Source organism: Psychrobacillus lasiicapitis (assembly GCF_006861795.1).
Lineage (GTDB): Bacteria > Bacillota > Bacilli > Bacillales_A > Planococcaceae > Psychrobacillus > Psychrobacillus lasiicapitis.
Window position 1 is genome coordinate 132,854 of sequence record NZ_VDGH01000013.1, and the last position, 22,733, is coordinate 155,586.

A 22,733-nucleotide genomic window follows, 5' to 3' on the forward strand; every position below is an offset into this window, starting at 1 on the left:
CCTACTAGAAAAGGATGAGAAAAGATGCAGTTTCATATTACAAAAGAGACGGATAAGGAAGCAGTTAAATATATTAATAACGAGTTATATCAATTTAATTTAGAACATTTTCCCGAAGATTTAAGGGGCAGATATAAGGAAATAAATCTTTTTGTACGAAATGAAAATGACCATGTTTGTGGAGGGTTAATAGGCGAGATCTGTTGGAACTGGTTAGAAATCCAAATATTAATTGTGAACGAGAATGTAAGGAAATTGGGGCTTGGAACAAAACTATTATTAGAAGCAGAGCAAGTAGCCCGAGATAATCAGTGCGATTTCATTAAGCTCGACACACTTAGTTTTCAAGCTTTAGATTTTTACCAAAAACATGATTACGAAGTATATGGCTGCATTGACTACGTAGGAAGAGAGCATAAGCATTATTATTTGAAAAAGGATTTGAAGTAAGCTCTTTTAAATGACAAGGACTAGTTGCGAAGTAAATGTGATAAGAATTAAGAAGATTTTTTGGATTTTCTTAGTTATTATCCTTTTAGGAATAATAATTATACCTATAGTAACAATCCAAGCAAATAAACATACCTATAAAAAGAGAGTGGCTAATTATTTAATAGAAGAAAAGGTCTATGAGAAAAGAGAATCGAATCGTTAGAGGCCAAATGGGGATTCAAGCTTCCAGCTTATTATGTAATTGTAACCTTCAACAATGAAACATATGTAGAGTATGTCTATTTAGCACGTAACAACAACATCCTCCAATTTAATTACAAAATCATCGGGGAAGGACAGAAAAAGGGAATAAAAGAGAATAAATTATGATCCATGGTATTAAACTACCCTCTACTTGTCTAGAATGATCCTTTCATCTTTTACTATTTGATAAAAAATTGCTTAAATCCTTCTAAATTAACTGCTTTTATAGAAACCATAATACTTTATTTGACTATAATAGATTGTAATAATATACTAACTTACGTTATGTAAGTAATAATGAGTTATTGAAGAAATTTGGGTTAGTCAAACTTGTAAAGTTATCGATTATCCACAGCAGGAGGATAAGAAGTGAATTATAAAGTAGATGTATGTGTTGTAGGAGCAGGGCCAGGAGGAGCATTGCTTGCTTATTTACTCGCAAAGAAAAATGTATCGGTTCTTCTCTTAGAGCAGCATTCGGCTGTTGGGAAGGCTTTTCGTGGGGAACATTTAAACGAAGAAGGAGAAGCAATTTTAAAGGAGCATGGACTTTTTGAGAAAATCGAACAACTAGGTCTACTTCGTATGGAAAAACTAGAATATTGGCATAAAGGCGAGCCTTTTAAAACAATATTACCAGATCCACAAGTAGGTCATTTAGGCATACATGTTCCACAGAAGCATCTATTATCAATATTATTGGAAGCAGGGGAAGCGTATCCCGCTTTTCAGTCAATGATGAACACGAGAGTAGTAGAGCTACTAAAGGATGATGCTGGCTTTTATAATGGAGTCCGTGCTGTAAAAGACGGGGAGGAGATTTTCATTGAAAGTCAGCTAATTATTGGAGCAGATGGTCGTTATTCTACTGTTCGAAAAAAAGCAGAAATTGATGTAACAATTCGTAAACATGGATTTGACTTGCTTTGGGCGAGAATTCCTGCTCCAGCTGATTGGGAGCCATCGATCAGAATGGCACTTATTGACGGAAAACAATTATCTCTGTTCACCCAAGCACAGGGCTTTATCCAAATTGGCTGGAATATTGAAGAAGGGTCTTTTCCTCAGTTAAGAAAGCAGCCGTTTACTCCTTTTATCGACCAACTAACCGAAGCGTTTCCTCAGCTGGAAGAAACGGTTCACAATCATATTCAATCGTGGAAAGATTTCGTATTACTGGATGTATATAGCTCAACAAGTGAGAGCTGGGGGAAAAACGGTGTTGCATTAATCGGGGATGCAGTGCATACGATGACTCCAACTGGAGCTTTTGGTTTAAATAGTGCACTGAAAGATGCTGATTTTCTAGCATCGCTTATTGATCAAAATTATATCTCCCAGCTTAATTATATGGAATGTGCGAATGCAAGGAAAAAAGAAGTAGAAAATCTACAAGAGATTCAAGTAGAAAAAGAGCAGGCATTTGCCTCGAATTTTGTTGTCGTAGTCTAAAGAATTTAACGCACTTCTATACAAAATAGGTCTAATTAGCCTTTTGTATAGAGGTGCGTTATTTTATCCCGCATTAACAGGCAGTAAGACTCCCACTTCAAGATGTAAGAAAAGCAAAAAGAGAAGTGGGAGATCAACTGCTCGTAAAAGCCCGATTGAATGATCGCAGACTAAGTACGCAACATCGTGTTGCTCCTGCGCAAAGCTCGTCGCAAAATAAAAGAGCGTTTGCAACGTCTGTGTGACCCACATCGTGTGGGCCACAACTAACAATCATTGGGGGATGACGGGGACTAAAAGCGCGACGTCCATGTCGCAACATCCCCACTAGCACGTCCTGTGCGTCGAAAAATCCCCAATGATTGAAGTTTCACTTTATCCCGCATTAACGGGCAGTAAGACTCCCGTTTCAGGATGTAAGAAAAACAAAAGAGAAGTGGGAGATCAACTGCCCGTAAAAGCCCGATTGAATAATAGCAGACTAAGTACGCAACATCGTGTTGCAACGTCCATGTCGCAACGTCCCCACTAGCACGTCCTGCGAGTCGGAAAACCCTCACTGATTGAAGTTTCACTTTATCTTTCTGGAAAAAAGCTGTATATTCCAATGTTGTTTATCCAAATTCTTGCGTTGTCACCATTTGGGTCAGCGATCCATAAGTCAGAGGTACTTTGTGGTAACTCTTTTTGTCTTAACCATGTAAGTTTGTTTATAGCAGGAAGAAATAGTGGATTGTTATCTTCTTTTCCTTTTGGAGGAGAGGTTATTTTCACTTGTTTATCACCTGATAGTGGAACAAAATATAAAGAGGAATTTGGTCGTTTTTCGGGTTCATTCGACCATTCTGCTTCAGTTACTCTAGAAACTACGAATGAATCGTCATTTACCCATGTAAAGCCTAAATCTGCGTATTTTTCAGGAGTAAGAGTTAACGTTAGAAAAGAGGGAAGTTCGGTTACTTTTAAGTTTTTGTTCTTATAGCCATATACTATTCTTCCACCGCCAGCAATATAGCCAAGGAAGTTTTGCTTAAAAGCCCATTTTGAATCGAATCCTAAAGCCATTTCATCAATCACTTTAAATTGTTTTCCATCTGCAGAAAGAACGCATAGCATATCATTATCCATTGCCCAAGAAGCAGTGGGTGACACTCTAAAGGATACCCATTGTCCGTTTGGAGAATAATTAAATGAATCAGCGTTTATAGAAATGATTTTGGCCTTATCTATGCCTATTTCTTTTGGAATAACAAACAGTTTCTTAACATTTTTCGTCAAATCTTTATTATTCATATAATCCTTTTCCAGAGCAACTGTATAAAGAACTGGATTTGTCCATCCATCCGGCCGAAGATCTGCACTAGAGGAAGTGACAAATCCTTTCCCGTCCGGCTGCCATTCATAACTATCGACACCTAACGCTATGTTAGTAAAGCTCTTTAAATCGGATATATTTAAAACGCTTCCGCTCATAAAAGCTACATTATTTTCAGTAGGTGACCATTTGGGATTATAGCCGTCATAAAAGATTTTTTTATGCGTTTTAGTTTGGATCATATAAATCCATAACTCGTTGGAGTTTTCTCTGGAATCAGTCAAATTACCGGGAACTATCTTTTGATAGAGAAGCATTTTTCCATCGAATGACCACGTGAGAGGGTAATTGTACTTAGCTTTTTCTTCGGTTATTTTCTCTTCTTTGTTGTTGACTTTTATCCATAAATAGCCGTCTTTTTCATATGCAACTTTTACATCTGATATATCCGTTTCTGCTTGAGTATTTGTGGGGAATATTAAATAGAAGATTAACAATGCCTTAATAATTTTTGCCAAATTATCACCTCATTCTTTAAATTCCCCTTTTATTTTTAACTTATCCGTAAAATAAACCGATTACTTTCCTGACTTAAGGAAAGTAAATCGGTTTTGTATGTTAGTCTAAGAAGCAATTTTTTGGTATTTATTTAGTAGTACATCTAATTCTTGGCTACACTCTACAACTGTAGGATGTGTAAATCCATAGTTTTTTGCTTTTTTGTACATGATTTTTCTTTTTATTGCAATTTGAAACAATAAAGCTTTTTCATCCAATAAGTTCAACACGGTATTTCCTCCAAATAATATTTTAGTTATCGAATTGATATCCGTTTTTGTGTGGTGTCTAAACCAACTTTTACATTGTATAACAGGAAAAATGCAAATATTGTCGTATGGTGAAAAAAAACTAAATGTTCATAAAATAGTCACAAACTATATGTATAATTATAAAGACAAGCAAAAATGAATCGTTTTGTCTATAATAAGTAATATAAAATATATTGACTTTTTTATAGGGATTGAATTTCTTTGCTTAAGAAGAGATTTACTTTATGCTAGTAGCATGTTAATAGTTCGTCTTTTCGACAACTATAAAAGGAGAAAAAAATATGAATGACTATATAGTAAAAGCAATTGCACTTCAAGATCAAGTTCGGGCGTATGCCATTCGGTCAACTGATACAGTTAGTGAGGCACAGCGACGCCATGATACACTTCCCACTTCTTCTGTGGCGCTTGGACGTTCCATGACAGCAGGTGCTATACTGGGCGCTATGATGAAAGGCGATGAAAAATTAACGATAAAAATTGACGGAGGAGGGCCAATTGGCACGATTCTTGTCGATGCAAATGCAAAAGGAGAGGTGCGTGGTTATGTATCTTATCCAAGAACCCATTTCGAAGTGTCAGAGTCAGGTAAATTAGATGTGAAACGTGCGGTAGGTACAAACGGAACTCTTTCAGTTTCAAAGGATGTTGGGCTGAGTCAGCCATTTGTTGGTCAAGTTGCTATTGAAACAGGTGAAATAGGAGATGATTTTACCTCGTATATTATGAATTCAGAGCAAACCCCATCCTCTGTTGGTGTAGGAGTGCTGGTAAATGAGGATAATACCATCCGAGCAGCGGGTGGTTTCATTATTCAATTGTTACCTGGAACTTCGGAAGAAACGATTCGATTTATTGAAAACCGTTTGCTACAAATTCCGTCTATTTCTACAATGGTAAAAGAAGGTCTTACACCAGAAAAAATGCTGGAAGAAGTGTTAGGGGCGGAAAATGTAAGTGTACTGGAAACAATGCCGGTTCAATTTCAGTGTCAGTGCTCGAGAGACCGAATTGCCAGAGCAATTATTAGTTTAGGACAGCAAGAAATTCAAGACATGATTGTTGAAGATGGAAAAGCAGAGGCTCAATGCCATTTCTGTAATGAATATTATTTATTTACGAAAGCTGATTTGGAGAAACTATTAGAAGAAACGAAATAGGAACCTATTAGACTGTTTGGATGTTTATCATCAGACAGTCTTTTTTCATTCCCATGAATTACTGATTTATAAAGGACTATAGATAATAAAAGGAGAATATTGCTTACATGTAAATAAATCACATTGTATGAAGGAACTTTGCATCCTAAATGAAATGCCATCACTATTTTACGGATATATTATGCTGGCAAGATACAGATTAACATCTCGGATGATTATAAGGCGTATATGGTTGCATTGGATATCCTTGATTTCCATAAGGGTATATATAATTTGGAAAAGCCTGCGCGTTACTTCCATGGTTCCGATGACAATTTTTCGGTGGTCCAATATAGGTGGAAGCTGTAATAGGTTTGATCGCTTTTCTCCATTGATTTTCGTCCATGCAATAAGTATGAGCCATAATGTTCGATGGTGTTAATCTTAAAATATCCGAACCAAGAATTACCTCCGGTGTAGATGCGTTGAAAATAGCAAGCGCATGTGTACGATCCTCTGTTGCCATTTGGTAATGCCACCAGCCTTGTGGAATATTTGCTACTTGGCCAGGAGTGATTGTGTAATGTTGATATTGCTTCGTAAACGGATTAAGTATGGAAACTGCCATAGCACCTGAAATGCAGTATACTAACTCGGAAGCATTCGGGTGGTAATGTGGTTCAATATTGTTACTTCTACTTAGGAAAATATCGATCAGCGATAAATTATCTAATGTATTCAACTGTTCGATACCTATTATATTCATAAAGTTAAAATTATCTTTTGTAAAGAAAGGGTTTTTATTGACGTCAAAAGTGAACTGGGCGGATGGAGAAGTGTAGTCAATTGGCGAATCCATAGCTTAACCTGCCTTTTCCCAATGTAATGTGTTTGGGGCACATTCTTTGCATCATATGTAGTGACCCAACTTTTTGTGCAATAATGGACAAGGGAGAACTTACTCGTTGAAAAGAAGCTATGTTGCGATGATACAAACCATCTATAATTGATGAAGAAATTCTACTTAATGATAAACGGTCAATACTATTCAAAATTTTGGAGGAAAAGGGATGTTTCCAAAAGCTAAATCATTAGGCTTATTATTCAAAGATCATAAAATGCTACTTGAAGAACAAGAAGGTAAACATTCTAAAGGCACAGGACTATTTTATCGACCAATTGGTGGTACTATCGAAATTGGTGAGAAATCCGATGAAACAGTGATAAGAGAATATGGAGAAGAATTATCTGTGGAAATTACAATCCAACGCTATGTTACTTGTCGGGAGAATATATTTACCATCGATGGACATATTGGTCATGAACTAATTCAAATTTACATAGTAGAGTTGGAAGATAAAAGCTTAAATGAACAAGAAATATTTAAGGTAGTAGAAGGAGATAAAATCACATGTGCTAAGTGGATTTCATTGGAGGATATTATTAAAGACAAGAAGATTACCTATCCTAATGGATTAAAAGAAGTATTGTGTAAAATGATTGGAAAGGAAGAAGATAATGAGCAATTGGAAAACATTAAATGCAAATTATGTCTATAAAACAGCCTTTGGAAATTTGCGTAAAGATACTTGTGAACTTCCTGATGGACAAATTATTGAGAATTATTATGTGAATGAATATGTCGACTGGGTCAACGCTATCGTTCTTACAAAAGAGAAAAAGATAGTACTAGTTAAACAATATCGATACGCTGCACAAGATTTCTTTTTAGAAATTCCAGCTGGTAAGCCAGAGGAAAATGAAGCATATGAAAATGCAATATTAAGAGAGGTAAGGGAGGAGACAGGATTTATTAGTAAAAAGCAACCTATATTATTAGGTGAATTCTTTGTTAATCCTGCAACTCAAACGAATAAAGTAATTACTTTTTTGATTAAAGATGCGTATAAGGCTTTTGATCAAGAGCTGGACCCGACAGAGTTTATAGATGTTCATTTGGTAGATTTGAATGATATGGAAACCATGATTGCAACAGGAAAGATCAACCAGTTATTTACGGTGAGCGCTTACCATCTGTCTAAAAAACTCCTAACAAAATAGTTATAGAAATAGGAACTGGAGATTGTGTTAAGAACTATTAAAAAAGAAGGCGAAAAAATGACTAAGTTCGGATTAATAAGACATGGACTGACTGAGTGGAATGAAATGAGGAAGGCACAAGGAATTTCTGACATACCTTTAAATTCAGCAGGGCTAAAACAAGCACATGCGCTAGCAAAAAGACTTTCCCTTGGTGAAAAATGGGACATAATTATAGCAAGTGATTTATCTCGTGCAAAGGAAACTGCACTTGTCATATCGGAAAAATTAAATTTGCCAATCGCAATTTATGATTCTAGAATTCGAGAAATTGATTGCGGGCTAATAGAGGGAACAACCGAAGAAGAAAGGTTACAAATGTGGGGTAGTAACTGGCGCAAACTGGATTTAGGCATGGAGAAATTTGAGGATGTATCCAAAAGAGGTAGTGTATTTTTAGAAGAAGCAGTCATGGCCTATCAAGACAAACGTATACTAGTGGTAAGTCATGGTGCATTGATTGGTCTCACATTACGGCATTTGTTGCCAGAGAGATTTCCTAATACAAACATGGAAAATGCGTCCCTAACTATTCTTAAAAACATTGAAAATAGTTGGGATTGTACACTGTATAATTGCACAAGCCACCTAGAAGCGTAAATTTGCTAAAGGAGAGTAGAAAATTTATAGTATCACCAACAAAATAATTCTTCTTTTATTGTCACTTCTAATGTTTATGGTATTGTGTAAAATAATGAATATTATTTTTGTCTCTTTTATCCCGTTTAATCCTACATCAGAGCTCATCGCGTCTATAGTAATTGTCTTAATGATTCCTTGTTCGATGGTTTTTGCTGATATTACATGGAGTCTGATTAAAAAATGTTTTAAGGAACAATAGAACCTCCCTGTAAATATTATTTCCAGTTAGTAAACTCCTAAGTTACTCAAATGGGGTTTACTTTTTTGGGCGTAGGGAAAAATGACAGGTATAAAGAAAGGAAGATTCAAGTGAAACCTTTAATGCGAATTTTTATACCAACTTTTACAATAATTTTGCTTAGTGCCTGTTCTCCTAATAGTGACGCAGAAAACGCTACGAATGATAATAAATTGCCGGCTGTGGAGGTTGAATCAGACGCCACACAAGACCCAACTGCCCATGAATCTAATCAAACTAATCCAGAAATGACCCAAGCAGAAGTAATAGAGGCAATTAAAACGGACTTGAAAACCAATTTAACTAAATTGCTTCCAAGCGAACTGCCATTACAAAATGAAAAGTATTTAACCGCAACAACTACATCAGATGAGAGCCATTATGAAGTTGTTTTTTACGAAAGTAATGAGCCGACTGCCATTAATCATGAAACTAGTGCTGACGGCCAAATTATAGCTCGTCTTCATGCTCAAAAATATGAGAGCAAGCAGGAAGCAGATGAACAAATAGCTTTTGAAAACTTTAGTGAGCTGGGAGGACAACCTATCGACCTTGGCTACGGAATCACCGGCTACCAGGACGCTGGCGCAGGTTCTATGTGGACAAGCTGGAATGAAGGTCGTTGGGCGATCGCTACTCATACGCGTACTACAGATGGGGAAAAAGGAGAAGAACTTGCTAAGGAAGCTACCGAATTTTTAGAAACCCATACATTGCCTATTCCAAAACCGAATGGATTCGCACATATTGACGTCTACCAATCAAATAACCGAATTGCTTGGCAAAACGAAAACGTTGTTTATATGTTAGACGAAGTCAAAGATCCAATGATTGCATTGGAAATCGTCACTTCCATTGAATAGTTTAAGTAAAGCATCTCTGTTATGGAGATGTTTTTCTATTGGATTTAAAAGCTGCAAAAAGGGTTTTATTGATTGTTTGAAGAATAAAACACTATAGGATAAATCATTTTTTTTTCTCAAATGAATTGGTATTAAGAAATAATAGCAAAAGGAGAACATACAAATGAAATTTAGGCTCGCTGATAGAAAAGATTTTGATCAGTTAATCCAAATGAGATGGGATTTCACTCTTGAAGATAACAAAACGAAAATATTTACAGAGAGTGATTTAGAGTCGTTTAAATCAGAATGCCGTACTTTTTTAGAGAGTGCTTTGATAAGCGACACTTGGTTTATTTGGGTTGCAGAGGAAGATGCAAAAATCGTATCTCATATTTACATACAATTAATAGAAAAAGTACCTCGACCCGGTAGGATTACTTACCCATTTGCCTATATGACAAATGTCTATACAGTAAAAGAGTCAAGAAAACAAGGAATAGGAAGTAAATTGATCACAACTATTAATGAATGGGTGAGCGAGAATAACTATGAATTTATCATCGTTTGGCCAAGTGATGATAGCGTTGACTACTATAAAAGAAATGGATACGTTCATTGTAAAGAACCTATGGAGTATTTCCCTTCTTAGAAGAAAATAAATAATCTGTACAAGGATGTTATCAAATGAGACTCTTTCATGTTAGCGAAGAAAGTAATATAGAATTTTTTGAACCAAGAATACCAACTCGAACAGATTTAGATCAGACGAAAGGGCTTGTATGGGCCATAAATGAAGAATGTTTACCAAACTTTTTGACTCCAAGGAACTGCCCGCGTGTATGCTATCATGTGGGACCGAACACTTCGGAGGCAGATAAAAGAACCTATTTTTCGTCTAAGTCTTGCCCTTATGTAGTAGCGATAGAACATAAATGGTTCGAAGTGATGCAAAATACTACCTTATACTTATATGAATTTAACACTTTGGAATTTACCCTTTTGGACGAAAATGCGGGTTATTTTATAAGTGATAAAAAGCAAATACCGATTAATAAAATCAAAATAGATAATTTATTCACTGCTCTCTTTAAAAGGAATATTGAATTGCGATTAGTCGACAGCTTATGGGATTTACATGAGAAAATCCAAAAGACAACATTGAATTGGTCCATGTGTAGAATGGGTTTTGCACAGAAAATGGAATTGGGGGGTATTAAGATGGAATTCAGAAAGGTAAAAAGAGAATTTAAATTAGTGGGCATGAAAAATAGAGGGTTCTTTGCAAACTTTGGAAAGGAAGTACCCATCTTTGCACATCAACTTTTAAAAAGAGCGGATGAGATAAAAAATCATACAGCAACAGAAATTGCTCTCTACGAACCAAAAAGAGCAGCTGATCATATAGAAGGCAATTATTATGTTGGATTAATCGTTAATGGTGCTTCAAATGAAATCCCATCCGGCATGGAATTGATCGAGATTACACACGATTATATGACTGTTCGAGGGAGAATCTCGGATATAGCAGATCTTCATTCCAAATTATCAAATTGGGGAGAACAACAAGGTTATAAAAGAAATTTGGAATCTTATATTATTGAGACCTATCATCCAATTGAAAATAGTGAGGAAGAAGTGGAAATATATTTACCAATTTATAGTTAATAGTCATGGTTTTTAATGAAAAAATATAAAGGGGATAAATAATGTTTTCGAATAACTGTGATAATCTTGAAATTAAAATTGCAACAGGTAGAGACACCTTTAAAATAATCGAAATGTTAAAACAACTAGCTGTATGGATGAAGGACAATGAAATAGACCAGTGGCGATTTCTTTTAGAGGGTGGTGATGATGACGAAATTGAACAAGCAATTAACAATCAAGAAACATATACCGTCTTAAAAGATGATCAATTAGTTGCTACATTTACGCTTTTAAGTACACAGAGTGAGTGGGATAAGCATATTTGGGGAGAAGAATTAAACTCGAGTTCTCTTTATTTGCACCGTTTCGCAGTCATTCCCTCTTATATGAAAAAAGAATTAGGTAGCAGTATATTAAGCTGGATCCAAAACAGTATGAACGGCCACAAAGAATATATTAAACTAGATTGCGTTTCAGACAACCCAAAGTTAAATGCCTTTTATAAGAAAAACAATTTTGAACTTATCGGGTTAAAAGATGGTCATCATAAATATCAAAAAAGAATTAAATGACTGAAAGGAGCCGTTCTGAGATGAATTACTTTTATCATTTTTCCTTGTCGCTTCACCATGTTTTGAAGTTTGGGGATTAATATTTTCATTTTATGATATGGTAATTTGCAGTGTTCTTAGAAAAAACGTAAATGGTGATCTTACTTATAAAAGTCTTACACACTTTAACTGATTGGATGGCTTGAATTTGGTGTTCTGGGTCAGTGAATCTTCAATCAAGAGCAGGTTTACGATATATTAAATCAGCACCACCAGTATAACTGGTGGTTTGTTCTGCACTTGAAACGCCGGGATACTGACCAATGTCTTAAGACATACTGAAAGGTCCGCAAACCGCACTCCGCTTTACATGACCGCTAAAGTGGTTCTACTATTTTTAACATTCTTGTTCACTTCTCTTCACCTGTGGAAGGATCAATGTATTCTTTTATCGTCATCTGATTCTCTAAAGTCTCTTCTTGAATAATTTTTCTATTGTATAGATTATTGAGAGATGCATATAGATTTATTCCATACAATTGAGTTTAAGTTATGAAAAATAGTTAATCAGGACAGTATTTGAAGCTTTTCTAACTTGCGATAAAGAGTTCGAATACTCATCCCTAAATCCTTTGCAACCATTTGCTTGCCATTATAATTGTACCCATAGATATTAAGTTTTTGAGTTATTATCTCTCTCTCTACATCTACTAATTCTGGATTCTTTTGTGGTTGCTGAACATCTTTGCAACTTGCTAAAAGATATGGAGGAAGTGATCGTTCACTTAAAGCATTTTCTGTTTCAAAATTCATGCTATATTCTATAACGTTTTCAAGTTCTCTTAAATTACCAGGCCAATAATAAGAAGATAGTACTTCCATAAATCCATTGGTATAAGAGTTGAAATACTTACCAGATCTATGTTTCAAGTTTTCTTTCATTTCTTCTACTAGTAAAGGTAAATCGAGCAGCCGCTCTCTCAAAGGGGGTATTGTGATTGGAATTACGTTTAAACGATAGAATAGGTCTGATCTAAACTTCTTCTCTTTAATGGATTCTTCTAGAGGTTGATTTGTAGCTGCAATTATTCTTGCATTTACCTTTTTCACACTAGTTCCACCAACCCGTTGGATTATCCCGTCTTGTAATACCTTTAAAAGTTTCGATTGCAAGTGTATGGGAAGCTCCGCAATTTCATCTAAGAATAATGTTCCGTTATCCGCAGATTCAAAATAACCTTTTTTTCCACCTTTTCGAGCGTTGGTAAATGCACCGCTTTCATAGCCAAATAATTCACTCTCAAATAAACTCTCTGGTATACTTGCACAGTTTATTTCTACTAGGGGCCCGTTACTCACTGTGCTATTTTCATGAATATACTTTGCCAACATACTTTTCCCAGTCCCAGTCTCTCCTGTAATGAGTACTGTAGATGTACTATTTCGTATTTTCTTCACTAATTCTGTAATATGTTTGAATGCTTGACTGTTTCCAAAAATGTAATTGCCTGAAGAATAAATGGGAGAAAGATTACTTTTAAACTCATTAGAATCCCTTAAAATTGATATGATAATATCTTTTAAACGAGTTAACCATTCTGTGTATAAATCTTTTTGTTCGATTAAAATACTTTTATTTTGAGGGGATAGACTAACCAATGAAAGATATCCAAACTTTTCACCATTTAACATCATATCTTGAATTAGTTCTGCATTGGATGGACAATTATTAAAAAAATGGCACCCTTCACACATTTTCATATCTCCTGGCTGATGAAGTAGAGTGATGTGATTTCCGTATATTTTATCAAAAAAAGGAACATGTACCTTCATTCCCTTTTGGGTAATATAATCCTCGGTTGCGGCTATTAAACGTCCCTCTTTATCAAAACAAGCAATATCGACTTGCAAAAGCCCTGAAAAAGCTTGTATCACTTTCGAAATAGAACTTAATAAAATCACCTAATCACCTCTTTAAAAAATATTCAACTTAAAACTCATTGTATTTATAAAATTCGGAATAGTCAATATATAAAAATTTGATATGTCATGTCTTATGTCAAAAGTGTCAGAAGCATTTTATTGTTTTCTCTTTCCACTTTTACTAATTTCCTTGTCAACGTCATACTTTTAGTCCGCCTACTAAAGTTGGCATAGAAATTGCAAGACTAAAATATAAATACAGATTTTAAAAATTCAGCGGTGCAAAAGATATTAGTGCCCTGAATTATAGGGGAGGAACTAGATGGGGAAATTTAAATAATAAAATATTAAAACGAAATAAAATTTTGAAATTTGAAAGGTGGATACAATTATGAGTAATTATCAGGATAGTCTAATGGATAAACGTGTTGTTATTACTGGAGGTGCAAGTGGCATTGGTTTAGCTACTGCTCTTCGATTTGCAGATGAAGAAGCTATTGTTACTATTATTGATAATAATAAAGAGTCATTAAATAGAATATTGAGAGAATATCCGACAATAAAACACGGTATCTTCGCGGATGTAAGCAATTACGAAAGTGTACAAAATGCCTTTCTAGAAATGGATAACTTGGCTGGGGGTATTGATATCCTTATTGCAAATGCCGGCATAAGCGTTAGATCTAGTTTTATAGATATTACTCCAGAACAGTGGGATAAAGTAATTGGGGTTAATCTCAATGGTATATTCTATGCATCACAAGAAGCGGCAAAAAGAATGATCCAACAAAAAAGTGGGGTTATTTTAATGACAGCTTCTACAAATGGTTTAGTTGGTCATCCGAAGTATGCTGATTACAACGCATCTAAAGCTGGAGTGAATCTTTTAGCTCGAACAATGGCATTGGAATTAGCACCAACGATTCGTGTAAATACAGTTTGTCCAGGATATGTACTTACCCCAATGCAAATTGCAGAATATAGCCCAGAAGCATTAGAGCAAGTAAATGAGAAAATACCATTAAAACGACATGCTCAACCTGAAGAAGTTGCTGGACTATTTGCTTTCTTAGCATCTTCAGAGGCGAAGTATATTACAGGACAACATATTCCAATTGACGGTGGAGAGCTAGCATAACTTCACTAGTTTTTACCGAGTGACGTAGATGACAAAACAGTCATACTTTTGTCATCTATGACACTAGATATTAATTGAATTAATTTATAATCGTTAGCAATTTCCTGTGTTTTATATGTGCTTCTTTACTTTAAAAAAGTTGGCACAAAAATTGCAATATTAATTTACGTAGAAAGGGGAGAGATGTATTTGAATTACGAAGATTTACTAGGTGTTAAAAATAAGGTAGTTGCGATTACAGGTGCTGCGTCAGGAATAGGTTTAGCAACTGCAAATTTATTTGGGGAACTAGGTGCCTCAGTAGCATTATTAGATATCAATGAAGACCAAGGAAAAAAAGTTGCTGAGGAAATGATTATTAAAAACATAAATGTGAAATTTTACAAATGCAATGTGACATCTTCTGAGGATTGCAGGGTAACTGCAAAGAGAATTGAAGATGACTTCGGTAAAATTGATGTGCTTTTTAATAATGCAGGAGTCATCCGGCGAAAAACGGTTGTTGATCATTCTGAGGAGGATTGGGATTTAGTACTAGATGTTTCTCTAAAAGGAGCATTTCTATTGTCTAAATATATTATTCCTATCATGGATAAAAATGGTGGGGGAAGTATTGTTAATACTGGATCAGGATGGGGATTGAAAGGTGGGGATTTGGCAGCATCCTACTGCGCAGCGAAAGCTGGTGTTGTGAATTTAACAAAAGCAATGGCTATTGATCATGGCCCTCAAAATATTCGAGTGAATTGTATTTGTCCAGGCGATACAGACACACCTCTCCTAAGAGATGAAGCAAAACAATTAAAACATGATGAGGATACTTTTTTAGCATCTTCTGCGGTTGATAGACCACTAAATAGAATTGGAACCCCGTTAGATATCGGTAAAGGTGTATTGTTCTTGGCTAGTGATTTGGCTTCATGGGTGACGGGAACGGTTCTTACGGTTGATGGCGGAGGCCTAGCATAATAAATGAGGAGGAAATTGTTATGAAAGAATTGAAAAAAGTTGCACATCCTTATATTCCAAATACAGTACCTGAAATCAAAGAGCAAATGTTAAAAGAAATTGGAGTAAAGACGATTGAGGAGCTATTTTCCGGGATTCCAGAAGAGCTGCATTACCGTGAAACATTGCACATTCCGAAAGCACTTTCGGAATATGAACTACGTAGATATATGGAGGGATTATTATCTAAAAATACGAGTACAACAGAATATCTGAACTTTTTAGGTGCTGGTTGTTGGAATCATTTTATCCCAGCTATTTGTGATGAAATAAATTCTCGTGCAGAATTTGTAACTGGGTATGCAGGGGATCCATACGAAGATCACGGTCGCTTCCAAGCTCTTTTTGAGTACCAGAGTTTAATGGCAGAGTTAGTCGATATGGATGTTGTCAATGTTCCGACATTTGATTGGGCGCAAGCAGCGTCAACATCTATTCGGATGGCAACCCGAATAACAAATCGTACAGATGTATTATTACCCAAAACAATCTCACCTGATCGGCTAAAAGTTATTAAAAACTATTGCTCTCCGTATATAAATGTAAGTTTGATTGACTATAAAGAAGATACTGGACAAATTGATCTCGAAGATTTGGAAAATAAAGTATCATCTAATACAGCAGCTGTTTACTTTGAAAATCCATCCTATTTAGGATTTTTAGAAACACAAGGTCAACAAATTAGTAAACTAGCAAAAAAACATGGAGCAATTACGATTGTGGGAGTCGATCCTAGTTCGCTAGGTATTGTCGAGCCACCTAGTCACTATGGCGCTGAAATTGTTTGTGGTGATCTTCAACCATTAGGTATGCATATGAATTACGGTGGTGGTCAATCAGGGTTTATTGCAACCCACGATGATATCAAATTTGTGCAAGAATACCCATCCAGATTATTTGGAATTGCACCTACAGTTGTAGAAGGTGAGTATGGGTTTGGTGATGTGTATTATGATCGAACTTCCTTTGCACAAAGAGAAAAAGGAAAAGAATTCGTAGGTACACAGACGGCATTATGGGGTATTACTGCAGGAGTTTATTTATCTTTAATGGGTCCTGAGGGAATGTATGAGCTTGGAAAATCTATTATGCAAAAATCGCAATATGCAATGCAACAGATAGGAAGTATTCCAAATGTAGTAGCATCACGATTTGAGTCAACTAGTTTTAAAGAGTTCGTTGTGGACTTCTCCTATACTGGGAAATCAGTAAAAGAGATTAATAAGTATCTTCTAGACAATAGAATTTTTGGAGGTAAAGACCTTTCTGAAGATTTTCCAGAATTACAACAAAGTGCTTTATTCTGTGTAACAGAAATTCATACAAAAGAAGATATCGACCAGCTTGTTTCCGTTATTAAGCAGTGCATAAACTCAAAATGAAATAAATTGAAAAGGATGAGTTGCTATGAAGAAAATTAACCGCGAACATAAAGTACGAAATTTCCAGCAAGCTAAATGGGATGAACCGATTATTTTTGAACTTCATAATGCTGGTGAAAGAGGTGTTTTACTCCCTCACGTGGAAAGTGAAATTGTAGATTGTGTAGGGGATGGGCTATCAGCATTACCTGCATCTTTAATTAGAAAATCAGCTCCTAAATTACCTGAAATTTCGCAAAACAGAGTGCTTCGTCACTATTTAAGACTTTCACAAGAGATGTTAGGAGGCGCTCTTAACGTTGAAATAGGTCAAGGTACTTGTACAATTAAATATTCACCTAAGATTAATGAAGAAATTGCTTCATCTCCCAAAATGACAGAGCTTCATCCTCTACAAGATGAAAGTACTGTGCAAGGTATTTTAGAAATAACACATAAATTAGACCTTTGTTTGAGAGAAATTTCCGGTATGGATTACTTTTCTTTCCAACCGGGCAGTGGAACACAGTCGTTGTTTACCATGGCTTCCATCGTTCGAGCTTTTCATGAAAGCAATGGGGAAGGTGAGCAACGAAATGAAATTATTACAACTATCTTCTCGCATCCATCTCAAGCAGCAACTGCAGCTGTAAAAGGATATAAAATCATTACATTGTATCCTGATAAAGACGGTTTTCCTGATCTTGAAAAGTTAAAGGAAGTAGTATCTGACCGTACAGCTGGATTTGTAGTAGCAAATCCAGAGGATACTGGTATATACAATACACGTATAAAAGAATTTACAAAAGTTGTTCATGATGCTGGTGGGATTTGCTATTACGATCAGGCAAATGCAAACGGTTTGCTTGGAATTACTAGAGCTAAAGAAGCAGGATTTGATATGTGCTTCTTTAATCTTCATAAAACATTTTCTACACCACATGCATGTGGAGGTCCAGCAACAGGGGCACTAGGAGTAGCTGCAAAACTAAAAGAGTTTTTGCCTGGTCCAATAGTTGAAAAGCAAGGTGATCAATATACTTTAAAAAGTGATATGAAGCATAGCATTGGAAAAGTTCGTTCGTTTCAAGGGGTACCTCAGATGGTAGTCCGCGCATATGCATGGATTCGAGCGATTGGTGCAGAAGGATTAAAAGATGTTGCTGAAATAGCAGTTTTGAACAACAATTACTTGTATCACCATATTTTGAAAATTCGTGGTGCAAGTGCTCCATATATTAAAGGTCAACGATTGGAGCAAGTGAGATATAGCTGGGAGCAGTTAACTCGAGAGACAGGAGTTACAACCGATGATATATCACGAAGAATGGCCGACTTTGCTCATCAATATTGGACTAGTCATCATCCATACGTTGTTCCTGAACCTTTTACGTTAGAGCCAACTGAGTCAACTTCGAAATCAGATCTAGACGAGTATATTGCTTCATTAACATATATTGCAAACGAAGCATATGAAAATCCTGAAAAAGTAAAAAATGCCCCATATAATAGCACTATTCACCGAGTAGATGAGCAAGATTTCTTTGAAAACCCTGAAAAATGGGCAATTACATGGAGGTCTTACTTAAAAAAGAGTAAAGAAATAGAAAAAATAAGATCATAAGGTTTTCTCCCCATTAACACATCTAAATCACTTGTTAATGGGGAGTCATTGATATTAAAAGTAAGGTGGTGTCTCGCATGATAAAAGTATCCAATTTGAAAAAATCTTTTGGGGATCTAGAAGTTCTAAAGGATATTAATGTGGAAATAAACCAAAAAGAAGTAGTTGTTGTCATAGGTCCTTCTGGATCAGGAAAATCAACATTCTTACGTTGTTTAAACAAACTAGAAGAGACAACTTCCGGAACAATTCTATTAGATAATATTAACCTTACAGATAAAAAGATCAATATCAATAAAGTGCGACAAAATATCGGAATGATTTTTCAGCAGTTCAACCTATTTCCTCATAAAACAGTTTTAGAAAATATTATTATTGCCCCTATGAAAATACGAAAAAAAAGCAGACAAGAAGCAGAAGGTATGGCATATAATCTACTTGAAAAGTTGGGTTTAGTCGAGAAAGCAGAAGCATATCCCGACTCGCTTTCTGGAGGGCAAAAACAAAGGATTGCGATAGCAAGGGCGCTTGCAATGGAGCCAAAAGTAATGCTTTTTGATGAACCAACTTCTGCACTCGATCCTGAAATGGTTGGAGAAGTTCTAAATGTGATGAAAGAGCTAGCTAAAGATGGAATGACGATGGTTGTTGTTACCCATGAAATGGGGTTTGCACGTGAAGTAGGGGATCGTGTAATTTTTATGGACGAAGGATATATCATCGAGGAAGCTAGCCCGACCCAATTATTTAGTAAACCTCAACATGAGCGTACAAAGACATTTCTATCGAAAATTTTATAAAAAATAATAAATAGTTTGTAAATATAGAGAAGGAGGAAAAAAGATGAAAAAGAATACATTGTTCGCCATAATGATTTTATGCACAACTCTTATTTTACTATTAGCAGGATGCGCAAAGAAAGAAGATTCATCGAATGCTAGTGCTACAGTGAAAGAAAGTGAAGAGGATTTGAAATTAGTGCATGATGGAAAACTTACTTTTGCTATGAGTGGTCTACTTAAACCTTTAAATTATAAGGATAATGGCAAACTTGTTGGTTTTGATGTTGAAATTGGAACCGAAATTGCAAAACGTATTGGGCTCGAGCCGAATCCAGTAACTAATCCTTGGGAAACAATACTTCAAGGATTAAAAGGAAATAAATATGATGTAATCATAGGAAGTATGACTGCCACAGAAGAACGATTAAAACAAGTTGACTTTTCCGACCCATATTATATTTCCGGTGCACAAATTTTCGTCGCAGAAACAAACGACACAGTTCAATCAAAAGATGATTTAGGTGAGAAGTCAGTTGGTGTAATGCAAGCTAGCACTCATAAAGAAGTAGCAGAGACATTATCGAACGATGTGAAAGGTTATCCTAGTGAAATATTTGCTTTACAAGATTTAATACCAGGGCGTATTGATGCAGTGATTACTGACAAAATCGTCGGAGTCTCAGCGATTAAGGAACAGGGAATGAAAATAAAAACAGTTGATGGTGTTCTAAATAGAGAAGAAATAGCTGTAGCAATTAATAAAGACCATCAAGCTTTACTAGACAAGATTAATGTGGCCATCGCAGAAATTATAGAAGATGGCACATATGAAAAAATAAGTATGAAATGGTTTGGCGTAAATATTATGGAGGACTAAACTACAACTTTAAGGTTCCCTTAGTAAAGGAGATAACTGACAATGAATTTCTTCGAAAGTATTGTGTCCATTATCCAAAAACATGGAACTGCCTTTTTAGAAGCGACTACTATAACGATATCTATAACAGCTGTTTCTCTAGTAATTGCAACTGTAATAGGATTAGTATTTGCCTTCTTTAAAGTATCGAATATTTGGATACTTGTGAAACTAGCAGATCTCTATATCTTTATAGTTCGTGGTCTTCCATTAATAGTTTTAATTATGTTTCTCTATTACGGAATTTCCAGTGTTATTGTACTTAGTGATTTTATCGCTGGTGCGGTTGCATTAGGGATTCATTCGGGTGCATATTTGGCAGAAATTTTCAGAGGGGCAATCCAATCTGTAGATAGAGGTCAAAACGAGGCAGCACGATCACTTGGTATGACTGCTCCTTTGACAATGAGTACGATTATTTTACCGCAAGCTTTTAAACGAGCGATTCCTGCTTTGGGTAATCAGTTTATAATTGGTCTTAAAGATTCATCCCTTGTAGCTTATATTGCTGTTACTGAGCTATTTAGCCATGCCTTAACTGCTTCAGCTGAAAACTATATGCCCTTTGAGACATATTTAGTTGTAGGTTTCTATTATTTAGCATTAGTATTAATATTCACGCTACTACTCAATTACGTTGAGAATAGATTAGATACGGGAGGAGTAGGCAAAAAACTAAAAAAGTAAGCTTTCTCTTCATAAAAGTAAAAGACCCAACTGTAAAGCATAAAGAAAAGGAGTAGGAAGTATGATTACTACAAAAAATGAAATCCTGAAATTGACAGAAGAACTAGTTCGTGTTGAAAGTATAGTAGAAACGCCAGGTGAAATTGATGCTGCTAAGAAAATATATGAAATAATTTCTGAGATGCCTTACTTTATCCAAAAACCTGATCAAGTAATTCTTTCAAAAACTAGTGATGACCAATTGGAAAGATATAACGTCCTGGCATTTGTAGAAGGAACAAAAGAGAAAAGAAACAAAAAATCGATTATCCTAATGGGACATCTGGACACGGTTGGAATCGATGATTATACAAATTTAAAAGATGTTGCATGTAATCCTGAAGAACTGATGAAAAAATTACATGATGAACAACTGCCGGAATTAGTAAAAGAGCAGCTTGATTCAGGAGAATGGTATTTTGGTAGAGGTGTATTAGACATGAAAAGTGGTGTAGCAAGTCATATGTCACTACTAAAGTATTTCTCTGAACACCCAGAAGAATTAGCTGGAAATCTTGTTTTCTTTTCGGAATGTGACGAAGAAGTAAGTTCCAAAGGCGTTTTATCAGGGCTTAAAGAATTAAAAAAATGGAAAGAAGAGCGTGATTTCGAATATATAGGATTAATAAATTCGGATTTCGTTGCTCCTTTATATGACGGTGATGAAAATCGTTATGTTTATAAAGGAACTGTTGGTAAATTACTTCCTTCTTTTTTCATTACGGGAGCGGAAACGCATGTTGGTTCTGCTTTCGAAGGATTAGATCCCAATTATATCGCAGCTGAATTAACAAGACAAATTAGCTACAATCCAGAACTTTGTGATCGTCATTTAGGTGAAACACCCGCTCCTCCAATTTCTTTAAAACAGATGGATTTAAAGCCTAACTATACAGTGCAAACAGCTCTTTCTGCTTATGTATATTTTAATCTATTCGTGCATTCATGGTCTCCACAAGAGGTTCTAACCAAGCTTTCGGAGCAAGCAGTAATCGCTTTTGAAAACGCTCTCAATACAATGAACGAACGTTATGAAAGTTTTTGTAGACTAAGTCAGCAACCTTTCAAGCAATTACCATGGAAATCTCGGGTAATCTTGTATGAAGACATGACGAAATCGTTAAAAGAGGAACATGGGGAAGTTTTTGTAGCGCATATAAACAAGTTTAAAGCGAATCTACTATTAGATGAAAAATTAGATACAAGAATGTTTGCAGCTAGGGTTGTGGAAGAGGAATGGAAATGGATGAAAGATCAAAGCCCAGCAATTATTTTACTTTATTCATCCCTATATTCCCCTTGCTTAGACCTTACAGGTAAAAATGAGCAAGAAGAAAATTTGATTTCGGCTTTAGATAAAGCAATAGAAAAGGTTCAGTCACAATATAAATATCCAATCGTTTCTAAAAATTATTTCCCGTATATTTGTGACATGAGCTGTGTTGCTTTAAAAGATGATGAAAAATCTATCCAATCTGTGATTAATAATAATCCTGCTTGGGGCACAAAGCATTACGTGAATTATGAAGATATAAGAGAAATCAATGTACCTGCCATTAATATTGGACCTTATGGTTATGATGCTCACAAACGCTATGAACGTATGGAGATTGAATTTTCTACCGAAGTGATTCCAACAATTACAAAGGAAATAATTAAAACGCTTATTGGTTAATTGACTTTCAAATATAAACTTTTAAGAATGTAGACAATCACATAATAAACGAGCTGTTTACATTCTATTTTTTGTTTTTAGTATAGGTTAGATTTTCTAGGCCTATTTATTTTCAAAATAAACAG

The 22,733-nt window shown here is 35.5% G+C and carries 22 protein-coding genes; 18 read left to right on the plus strand and 4 right to left on the minus strand.

Features of this window, described 5'->3' with window-relative positions:
• Nucleotides 1–24: 24 nt before the first annotated feature.
• On the plus strand, nt 25–450 hold the full coding sequence (locus FG382_RS19690) for a GNAT family N-acetyltransferase (RefSeq protein WP_142540581.1): 426 nt from the start codon (nt 25–27) through the stop codon (nt 448–450).
• Nucleotides 451–1,065: 615 nt separating this feature from the next.
• Nucleotides 1,066–2,148, plus strand: a complete 1,083-nt coding sequence (locus FG382_RS19695; RefSeq protein ID WP_142540582.1) for an FAD-dependent monooxygenase — start codon at nt 1,066–1,068, stop codon at nt 2,146–2,148.
• Nucleotides 2,149–2,724: 576 nt separating this feature from the next.
• Here the strand turns inward: FG382_RS19695 and FG382_RS19705 are convergent.
• Complete coding sequence (locus FG382_RS19705; RefSeq protein WP_142540584.1) at nt 2,725–3,981, minus strand: TolB domain-containing protein; 1,257 nt, start codon at nt 3,979–3,981, stop codon at nt 2,725–2,727.
• Between the two features lie 105 nt (nt 3,982–4,086).
• Nucleotides 4,087–4,251, minus strand: coding sequence for an aspartyl-phosphate phosphatase Spo0E family protein (locus FG382_RS19710; RefSeq protein WP_142540585.1), 165 nt, complete (start codon nt 4,249–4,251; stop codon nt 4,087–4,089).
• A gap of 323 nt (nt 4,252–4,574) precedes the next feature.
• Here FG382_RS19710 and hslO point away from each other — a divergent pair, with 323 nt between their 5' ends.
• On the plus strand, nt 4,575–5,453 hold the full coding sequence (gene hslO / locus FG382_RS19715) for an Hsp33 family molecular chaperone HslO (protein ID WP_142540586.1): 879 nt from the start codon (nt 4,575–4,577) through the stop codon (nt 5,451–5,453).
• 199 nt (nt 5,454–5,652) lie between these two features.
• On the opposite strand, the gene FG382_RS19720 is transcribed toward hslO, so the two are convergent.
• Nucleotides 5,653–6,291, minus strand: coding sequence for a cupin domain-containing protein (locus FG382_RS19720; RefSeq protein WP_142540587.1), 639 nt, complete (start codon nt 6,289–6,291; stop codon nt 5,653–5,655).
• A 211-nt stretch (nt 6,292–6,502) separates the two neighbouring features.
• On the opposite strand from FG382_RS19720, the gene FG382_RS19725 reads away from it, so the two are divergent.
• From FG382_RS19725 to FG382_RS19760, 7 genes are all read left to right on the plus strand, one after another.
• Nucleotides 6,503–6,991 (plus strand): NUDIX hydrolase, encoded by a 489-nt coding sequence (locus FG382_RS19725; protein WP_142540588.1) that lies wholly within the window; start codon nt 6,503–6,505, stop codon nt 6,989–6,991.
• Nucleotides 6,951–7,493: an NUDIX hydrolase gene (locus FG382_RS19730; RefSeq protein ID WP_142540589.1), complete on the plus strand. Its 543-nt coding sequence runs from the start codon at nt 6,951–6,953 to the stop codon at nt 7,491–7,493. The genes FG382_RS19725 and FG382_RS19730 overlap by 41 nt, the downstream gene beginning before the upstream one ends.
• A 57-nt stretch (nt 7,494–7,550) precedes the next feature.
• Nucleotides 7,551–8,132, plus strand: coding sequence for a histidine phosphatase family protein (locus tag FG382_RS19735; RefSeq protein WP_142540590.1), 582 nt, complete (start codon nt 7,551–7,553; stop codon nt 8,130–8,132).
• A gap of 351 nt (nt 8,133–8,483) precedes the next feature.
• Nucleotides 8,484–9,275 carry a hypothetical protein gene (locus tag FG382_RS19740; protein WP_142540591.1) on the plus strand — a complete coding sequence of 264 codons (792 nt, stop codon included), beginning with the start codon at nt 8,484–8,486 and terminating at the stop codon, nt 9,273–9,275.
• 163 nt (nt 9,276–9,438) lie between these two features.
• Nucleotides 9,439–9,906 carry a GNAT family N-acetyltransferase gene (locus FG382_RS19745; RefSeq protein WP_142540592.1) on the plus strand — a complete coding sequence of 156 codons (468 nt, stop codon included), beginning with the start codon at nt 9,439–9,441 and terminating at the stop codon, nt 9,904–9,906.
• A 35-nt stretch (nt 9,907–9,941) separates the two neighbouring features.
• Complete coding sequence (locus FG382_RS23315) at nt 9,942–10,922, plus strand: GyrI-like domain-containing protein (RefSeq protein ID WP_229677342.1); 981 nt, start codon at nt 9,942–9,944, stop codon at nt 10,920–10,922.
• A gap of 41 nt (nt 10,923–10,963) precedes the next feature.
• Complete coding sequence (locus FG382_RS19760) at nt 10,964–11,476, plus strand: GNAT family N-acetyltransferase (RefSeq protein ID WP_142540593.1); 513 nt, start codon at nt 10,964–10,966, stop codon at nt 11,474–11,476.
• A gap of 546 nt (nt 11,477–12,022) precedes the next feature.
• Here the strand turns inward: FG382_RS19760 and FG382_RS19765 are convergent.
• The gene (locus FG382_RS19765) at nt 12,023–13,417 is read right to left on the minus strand and encodes a sigma-54 interaction domain-containing protein (protein ID WP_142540594.1); all 1,395 of its coding nucleotides are present in this window, start codon (nt 13,415–13,417) and stop codon (nt 12,023–12,025) included.
• A gap of 352 nt (nt 13,418–13,769) precedes the next feature.
• Between FG382_RS19765 and FG382_RS19770 the strand changes: the two genes are divergently transcribed.
• The 8 genes from FG382_RS19770 to FG382_RS19805 all read left to right on the plus strand — a co-directional run bounded on the left by FG382_RS19770 (nt 13,770) and on the right by FG382_RS19805 (nt 22,608).
• Entirely contained in the window at nt 13,770–14,516 is a 747-nt protein-coding gene (locus tag FG382_RS19770) for an SDR family NAD(P)-dependent oxidoreductase (protein ID WP_142540595.1), read from the plus strand.
• Between the two features lie 183 nt (nt 14,517–14,699).
• On the plus strand, nt 14,700–15,485 hold the full coding sequence (locus tag FG382_RS19775) for an SDR family NAD(P)-dependent oxidoreductase (protein WP_142540596.1): 786 nt from the start codon (nt 14,700–14,702) through the stop codon (nt 15,483–15,485).
• 29 nt (nt 15,486–15,514) lie between these two features.
• Entirely contained in the window at nt 15,515–16,906 is a 1,392-nt protein-coding gene (gene gcvPA, locus FG382_RS19780) for an aminomethyl-transferring glycine dehydrogenase subunit GcvPA (RefSeq protein WP_142540615.1), read from the plus strand.
• Nucleotides 16,907–16,931: 25 nt separating this feature from the next.
• Nucleotides 16,932–18,509 (plus strand): aminomethyl-transferring glycine dehydrogenase subunit GcvPB, encoded by a 1,578-nt coding sequence (gene gcvPB, locus FG382_RS19785; RefSeq protein ID WP_142540597.1) that lies wholly within the window; start codon nt 16,932–16,934, stop codon nt 18,507–18,509.
• A gap of 77 nt (nt 18,510–18,586) precedes the next feature.
• Complete coding sequence (locus tag FG382_RS19790) at nt 18,587–19,309, plus strand: amino acid ABC transporter ATP-binding protein (protein ID WP_142540598.1); 723 nt, start codon at nt 18,587–18,589, stop codon at nt 19,307–19,309.
• Nucleotides 19,310–19,352: 43 nt separating this feature from the next.
• The gene (locus tag FG382_RS19795; RefSeq protein ID WP_142540599.1) at nt 19,353–20,168 is read left to right on the plus strand and encodes a transporter substrate-binding domain-containing protein; all 816 of its coding nucleotides are present in this window, start codon (nt 19,353–19,355) and stop codon (nt 20,166–20,168) included.
• Nucleotides 20,169–20,210: 42 nt separating this feature from the next.
• Complete coding sequence (locus tag FG382_RS19800) at nt 20,211–20,894, plus strand: amino acid ABC transporter permease (RefSeq protein ID WP_142540600.1); 684 nt, start codon at nt 20,211–20,213, stop codon at nt 20,892–20,894.
• Nucleotides 20,895–20,955: 61 nt separating this feature from the next.
• Complete coding sequence (locus FG382_RS19805; protein WP_142540601.1) at nt 20,956–22,608, plus strand: M20/M25/M40 family metallo-hydrolase; 1,653 nt, start codon at nt 20,956–20,958, stop codon at nt 22,606–22,608.
• Nucleotides 22,609–22,733 lie beyond the last annotated feature (125 nt).